This is a genomic window from Streptomyces coffeae, assembly GCF_016741875.1.
GTDB lineage: Bacteria > Actinomycetota > Actinomycetes > Streptomycetales > Streptomycetaceae > Streptomyces > Streptomyces coffeae.
Window position 1 is genome coordinate 540239 of sequence record NZ_JAERRF010000001.1, and the last position, 6742, is coordinate 546980.

Annotated in this window: 6 protein-coding genes; 3 read left to right on the forward strand and 3 right to left on the reverse strand. The window is 71.9% G+C overall.

Annotated features, from left to right (window positions below):
* Positions 1-588: 588 nt before the first annotated feature.
* Positions 589-1410: a purine-nucleoside phosphorylase gene (locus JK363_RS02430; RefSeq protein ID WP_201870813.1), complete on the reverse strand. Its 822-nt coding sequence runs from the start codon at positions 1408-1410 to the stop codon at positions 589-591.
* Between the two features lie 80 nt (positions 1411-1490).
* Positions 1491-1928 (reverse strand): gamma-glutamylcyclotransferase family protein, encoded by a 438-nt coding sequence (locus JK363_RS02435; RefSeq protein WP_201870814.1) that lies wholly within the window; start codon positions 1926-1928, stop codon positions 1491-1493.
* 23 nt (positions 1929-1951) lie between these two features.
* Between JK363_RS02435 and JK363_RS02440 the strand changes: the two genes are divergently transcribed.
* Positions 1952-3502, forward strand: coding sequence for an NAD(P)H-quinone dehydrogenase (locus JK363_RS02440; protein WP_307821550.1), 1551 nt, complete (start codon positions 1952-1954; stop codon positions 3500-3502).
* 136 nt (positions 3503-3638) lie between these two features.
* Positions 3639-4586, forward strand: coding sequence for a DeoR/GlpR family DNA-binding transcription regulator (locus JK363_RS02445; protein ID WP_236075482.1), 948 nt, complete (start codon positions 3639-3641; stop codon positions 4584-4586).
* Positions 4587-4589: 3 nt separating this feature from the next.
* On the opposite strand, the gene JK363_RS02450 is transcribed toward JK363_RS02445, so the two are convergent.
* Positions 4590-5183, reverse strand: a complete 594-nt coding sequence (locus tag JK363_RS02450; protein ID WP_201870820.1) for a TetR/AcrR family transcriptional regulator — start codon at positions 5181-5183, stop codon at positions 4590-4592.
* A gap of 235 nt (positions 5184-5418) precedes the next feature.
* On the opposite strand from JK363_RS02450, the gene JK363_RS02455 reads away from it, so the two are divergent.
* Positions 5419-6591 carry an alpha/beta hydrolase gene (locus JK363_RS02455; RefSeq protein ID WP_201870822.1) on the forward strand — a complete coding sequence of 391 codons (1173 nt, stop codon included), beginning with the start codon at positions 5419-5421 and terminating at the stop codon, positions 6589-6591.
* The last annotated feature ends 151 nt before the right edge of the window (positions 6592-6742 follow it).

Genomic DNA, 6742 nt, shown 5'->3' on the forward strand with positions numbered 1-6742 from the left:
GCCCCTCCGGTGGCCGGTGGGTCCGGGGCCCGGCGGGGCCGTCCGTCCGGGATGTGGAGGGGCGGTTGGCCTCCGTCCGGTCAGTGGTCCTCATCCTGATGGGCTTTCCGTCCTGAGCGCGCTGCCCCGGCGGTACGCGTGCCCCTCCGGCTGGTGGACCCTGTCCGGGGCGCAACCGCGTAGCTGTACCGGCGGTCGTGCCCCCCCGGGCCCGCAGGGCCTTGGCGTGCGTCGCCGGGACGGCCCCGGTGGGGCGCACTCGTTGGTGCCCCCGGCGGGGCATACCCCACGGGGACGTACCCCTGAGACAGATCGGACCGCGCGCCTTCGCGCTGTTCAGTTGGCTGATCCGTGAGTACCCGCCGGAGGCGGGCTGACGCCGGGCTGCGGGTCCCCGGTGGCGGCTGCGCCCTGTCGGCCCGCGAGAGGCGGCGGACCCGTCGGGCCCCGCCGGCCCCGGCCGTGGCTCCGCAGGTGCCCGCCGCTCCGGCCCCAGCCGCCCCGGCCGCGCCGGGGGTCACCCGGCCGAGGCCAGGTGACACCCGTGCACGGCCCGGGGCCCGTGGTCCGGTCGCCCGACCGGCGAGGTCACACGCGGTCGAGGACCTTGGCCAGGAGGCTGCCCATACGGGCGGCGGAGTCGCGGCCCGCCTGGAGGACCTCCTCGTGGTTGAGGGGTTCGCCCGTCATGCCCGCCGCGAGGTTGGTGACCAGGGAGATGCCCAGGACCTCCGCGCCCGCCTCACGGGCGGCGATCGCCTCGAGGGTGGTGGACATGCCGACGAGGTCCGCGCCGATGGTGCGGGCCATGCGGATCTCGGCCGGGGTCTCGTAGTGCGGGCCGGGGAACTGCGCGTAGACGCCCTCTTCGAGGGTGGGGTCGATCTGCTGGCAGAGCGCGCGCAGCCGGGGGGAGTACAGGTCCGTGAGATCGACGAAGTTGGCGCCGACGATCGGGGAGGTGGCGGTGAGGTTGATGTGGTCGCTGATCAGTACGGGCTGGCCGGGGCGCATGCCCTCGCGGAGGCCGCCGCAGCCGTTGGTGAGGACGACGGTCTTGCAGCCGGCGGCGACGGCGGTGCGGACGCCGTGCGCGACGGCGGCGACACCGCGGCCCTCGTAGAAGTGTGTGCGGCCGAGGAAGACCAGAACCCGCTTGTTGTCGATCTTGTACGAGCGGATCGTGCCCGCGTGCCCCTCGACGGCGGGCGGCGGAAAGGCGGGCAGCTCGGTGACGGGGAACTCGTGCTCCGGCGTTCCGAGTGCGTCGGTGGCGGGGACCCAGCCGGAGCCCAGGACCAGGGCGACGTCGTGGGTCTCCGCGCCGGTCAGCTCGCGCAGGCGCGCGGCGGCGGCGTCGGCGGCGGCGTGGGGGTCGCCCTGGCTGTCCCAAGTAACTGATGCGTTCACGCGGTCGAGAGTAGCCGCTTACTGCCTACGCGCGTAGACGTAATCGGCCGCGGTGTTCGGATTGTGATTCGCGCGCCCGGCTAGCAGGGGCGCTTGCGCAGCTCCATGACGTAGTCGTGGGGTGCCCCGGCGGACTCGGCGGCATCGGCGATCTCGCCGAGGTAGCGGGCCGAGGGGAGGCCGCCCTCATAGCCGTTGAGGACGTAGAGCCAGGCGGGTTCCTCGCCGTCCAGCGTGTGGACGCGCATCCGCATACGACGGTATATGTCGAGGCCGACGCCCTCCCAGCGGTCCATGGAGTCCTCGTCCATGGGGGCGATGTCGTAGAGGGCGACGAAGACCTGGGAGCGCGGGGCCTCCACGATGGTCGCGAGAGCGCCCTCCCAGCCCATCTGCTCGCCGCCGAAGGTGAGACGCCAGCCGGTGATCCAGCCGGTGCCGCGCAGCGGCGAGTGCGGTGCGCGGCGGGACATCAGCCGCGCGTCGAGGTTGCCGGCGTACGCGGCGTAGAGCGACATGGATCAGAGGGTACGGGAGAGGGGTGTCCTACCCCCGGGGTGGCCGGGCGAGCGGGTGCGGGACAATGGAGCATGTGACTCGGATCGTGATCATAGGTGGCGGACCCGGCGGCTATGAGGCGGCGCTGGTCGCTGCCCAGCTCGGCGCGGATGTGACGGTCGTCGACTGCGACGGCTTGGGCGGGGCGTCGGTGCTCACCGACTGCGTGCCGTCGAAGACGCTCATCGCCACCGCAGAGGTGATGACCACGTTCGACTCTTCGTACGAGGAGTTGGGGATCATCGTGGCCGATGACACCCCGCCGCTGGAGCAGGCGGCCCGGGTCGTCGGGGTGGACCTGGGCAAGGTCAACCGCCGGGTGAAGCGGCTCGCGCTGGCGCAGTCGCATGACATCACGGCGTCTGTCACGCGCGCGGGCGGGCGGGTGATGCGCGGGCGCGGGCGGCTGGAGCCGGCGCAGTCGCTGGACGGGTCGCGGCGGGTCGTCGTCCGGGCCGTGGACGGCTCCGAGGAGACGCTGGTCGCGGACGCGGTGCTGATCTCGACCGGTGCCCATCCGCGGGAGATCCCGGACGCGCAGCCGGACGGTGAGCGGATCCTGAACTGGACGCAGGTGTACGACCTGGACGAGCTCCCGGAGGAGCTGATCGTGGTCGGATCCGGTGTCACCGGTGCCGAGTTCGCCGGGGCGTACCAGGCGCTGGGCTCGAAGGTCACGCTGGTCTCCAGCCGGGACCGGGTGCTGCCGGGTGAGGACCCGGACGCGGCGGCGGTGCTGGAGGACGTCTTCCGGCGCCGGGGGATGAACGTGATGTCGCGCTCGCGGGCAGCGGCGGTGAAGCGTGTCCCCGGACCTGCATCGGCACAGGGACCCTCCTCGCCGAAGGCGGGCAAGGAGGGACGGGTGGGGGACCGGGTGGAGGTCACGCTCGCGGACGGGCGGGTCATCACCGGCAGCCACTGTCTGATGGCGGTCGGGTCGATCCCGAACACGGCCGACATGGGCCTGGAGGAGGCCGGGGTCCGGCTCAAGGAGTCCGGTCACATCAAGACCGACAAGGTGTCGCGGACCAGCGCTCCGGGTGTCTACGCGGCCGGTGACTGCACCGGGGTGCTGGCGCTGGCGTCCGTGGCGGCCATGCAGGGCCGGATCGCGATGTACCACTTCCTGGGGGACGCGGTCACTCCGCTGAACCTGAAGACGGTCTCGGCCAATGTGTTCACCGACCCCGAGATCGCCACGGTCGGCTACTCCCAGGCGGACGTGGACGCGGGGAAGATCGACGCCCGGGTGGTGAAGCTGCCGCTGCTGCGGAACCCGCGGGCGAAGATGCAGGGCATCCGGGACGGCTTTGTGAAGATCTTCTGCCGTCCGGGCACCGGCATCGTGGTCGGCGGTGTGGTGGTCTCGCCGCGGGCGAGCGAGCTGATCCACCCGATCTCGCTGGCGGTGGACAACAATCTGACGGTTGAGCAGATCGCCAAGGCCTTCACCGTCTACCCGTCGCTGTCCGGCTCGATCGCCGAGGTGGCGCGGCAGTTGCACACCCGCAAGACGCAGGGCGAGGCGTAGTCGGCCCCTTATAGCAGCTCTTGGCCGCGCAGATGAACAACTTCTGCTAATTGGTGCAAGCTGCTGAAAACAGACGGTCGTTGGCGTTACTGTCAGTTTCGTGTTCGCTGCAGAACGTCGCCAATTGATCCTTGAAATGGTGCGTGCGAACGGAGCGGTGTCGCTCCGGGAGCTCGCCCGCGTCGTCCAGACCTCCGAAGTGACCGTCCGGCGTGATGTGCGGGCCCTGGAGGCAGAAGGACTGCTCGACCGCCGGCACGGCGGTGCGGTGCTGCCGGGCGGTTTCACCAGGGAGTCCGGCTTCCCGCAGAAATCCCATCTAGCGACCGCGGAAAAGACGGCGATCGCCGATCTCGCGGCCGGTTTCGTCGACGAGGGCGAGGCCGTCGTGGTCGGCGCCGGTACGACCACGCAGGAGCTGGCCCGCCGGCTCGCGCGGGTGCCGGGGCTGACCGTGGTCACCAATTCCCTGCTGGTCGCGCAGGCGTTGGCGCATGCCAACCGGGTCGAGGTCGTGATGACCGGCGGCACCCTGCGCGGCTCCAACTACGCCCTGGTCGGCAGCGGTGCCGAGCAGTCCCTGCAAGGGCTGAGGGTCTCGCGTGCCTTTCTCTCCGGCAGCGGGCTGACGGCCGAGCGCGGGCTGTCCACCTCCAACATGCTCTCGGCCAGCGTGGACCGGGCCCTGGTCCAGGCCGCGGCGGAGGTGGTGGTGCTCGCCGACCACACCAAGCTGGGCACCGACACCATGTTCCAGACGGTGCCCACCGATGTGATCACGCGGCTGGTCACCGATGAGCCGCCCGCCCACGACGACCGGGCGCTGACCGAGCTCCAGGCCCTGGCCGACCAGGGGGTGCAGATCTCCGTGGCCGGACCGGGGGCGGGCTCGGGCGGTGAGGGCGGTGGCCCGGGGCGCCCGGGGCGGCTGGGCCCTCCTCCCAGAGCCGGTGAGGAGGGGCTGCCGCTGCCCGGTCCGCGGCGTAACCACCCGCATCCGCCCAGCCCCCCGCTGCGCAGCGCGGTGCCGCTGTCGGAGCAGCAGCCGGGCCGGGTGGCGGATCTGGCGCCGCGCCGCCGCTGAGGCTCAGCGGGCCTTGAGACCGGTGAAGGTCAGCGCCAGCAGCCGGTCGACCAGCTCGGGGTCGTCCGGTGACTGCTCCACCGCGAGCGCGATGGCGTTGGTCAGCTGCATCAGGTCGGCGATCACCACATCGGGCCGTACGGCCCCGGCCCGCTGGGCGCGGGCGAGCAGCTCGCTGCCCGCCTCGCGCAGCGGCAGATTGCAGCCGCGGGACAGCTCCGAGCTCTCGTCCGCCGAGCAGGCCATCAGGGCCTGGGCCAGACCGCGGTAGGTGCTGGCGTGGTGGACGATCGCGCGCAGCCAGTCGACCAGGGCGTGACAGGGCTGCGGGGCCTTGGCCAGCTCGCGGGAGTGGGCCAGCAGGGCGCAGATCTCGCCCTGGAAGACCGCGCCCATCAGCGCGGTGCGGTTGGGGAAGTGGCGGTAGAGGGTGCCGATCCCGACGCCCGCGCGGCGCGCGATGTCCTCCAGCGAGGCATCGGTGCCGGATTGGGTGAAAGCCGTACGGGCCTCGGCGAGCAGCCGCTCGTAGTTGCGCCGTGCGTCGGCGCGCATGGGGCGCGGTGGCGTCTGCGCCGGGGCCGTCTCGATCGCCATCGCGGTCCTCCCTGCCGTGGCCGTACCTGCCCGTAGGTCAAGCATGCCATCACGGGATGAGCGGTCGGACCGGCTGCGTCCGGATGTCGGGACGGTGGCCGGGAGGCCAACGGCAGGTGTGACCGGGAGAACGGAGCACAAACAACTCCCGTACCAGGCAACGCCGTTCGTCGCATCGCTCATCAATCTCGGCAAAAGCACCGTGTGTTGCGGTGCGCGGGAGTGGAAGATCGCAATGGAACTGACCAGTCCAACGCTCGAGTATGTGACGATCGCCGTCGCCCTGCTCTGCGTCGCGCTCACGGCCTGGCTGTGGCCGCGCTTCGCGGGCCGGAGCGTACGAGCCTGGCTGGGCAGACTCGGGTCGATCGCGGTGACGCAAGCGGCGATCGTGGCGGCGCTGGCCCTGGCCGTCAACGCCAACTTCCAGTTCTACGGCTCCTGGTCCGAGCTGCTGGGCGAGGAGGACGCCGCCCCGGCGGCCCTGTCCGAGCTGGAGGGCGGTGGCGCACAGCGAGCCGATGTCTCGGGCGGTCTGGTGCAGCCCGCGCCGCCGCAGGGTCTCGACCGGGTGCACGGGCTGCCCGAGGGGCGGCCGGACCGGGTGGGGAAGGTCGAGTCGGTGCGGCTGCTGGGCCGCCGCAGCCAGGTGGCCAACCCGGCGTATGTCTATCTGCCGCCGCAGTACTTCCAGCGCGCGTACGACCGGCAGCGCTTCCCGGTGGTGGTGACGATCAGCGGCTACCCCGGTGGGTCCTTCCTGCTGGCGCAGCATCTGCGGGTGCCGCAGACCGCCGGACGGCTGATCCGCGGCGGGGCCATGCAGCCGGCGATCATCGTGATGGTCCGGCCCACCATCGCCCCGCCGCGCGACACCGAGTGTGTGGATGTGCCCGGCGGGCAGAAGGCCGAGACGTTCTTCGCCAAGGACCTGCCCGAGGCGCTTCGGGGCCACTACCGGGTCGGCCACGACTCCAGCGCCTGGGGGGTGCTGGGCTACTCCTCCGGCGGCACCTGCGCGCTCCAGCTGGCCATGCGCCATCCGCGGGTCTACTCCTCGGCGGCCGCCCTCTCGCCCGACTACCGGGTGGTCAACGACCCCACCACCGGCGATCTTTTCGGCCGCGGGGAGGCGGGCGAGCGCCGTAAGCGTGAGCACGATCTGCTGTGGCGGTTGCGGAACCTGCCCCGGCCGCAGGTGTCGGTGCTGGTCACCTCCAGCCGGAAGGGCGAGCCCAACTACCGGCAGACCCGGGAGTTCCTGGGGGCGGTCAAGGCGCCGATGCGGGCGGAGTCGATCATCCTGGACAAGGGCAGCCACAACTTCCGCACCTGGCGGCGGGAGCTGTCCCCGGCCCTGCGGTGGATGAGCGGCCAGCTGACCTTTCCGCAGGACGTGGTCCGCTGACAGCACGACTGACCCAACGACGAGCGCCGCGGACCCGGTCAACGGGTCCGCGGCGCTCGGGCGTTCCGCGGGGCATCAGTCCTTGATCTCGCAGATGACCGCGCCCGAGGTGAGGGAGGCGCCGACCTCGGCGCTCAGGCCCTTGATGGTG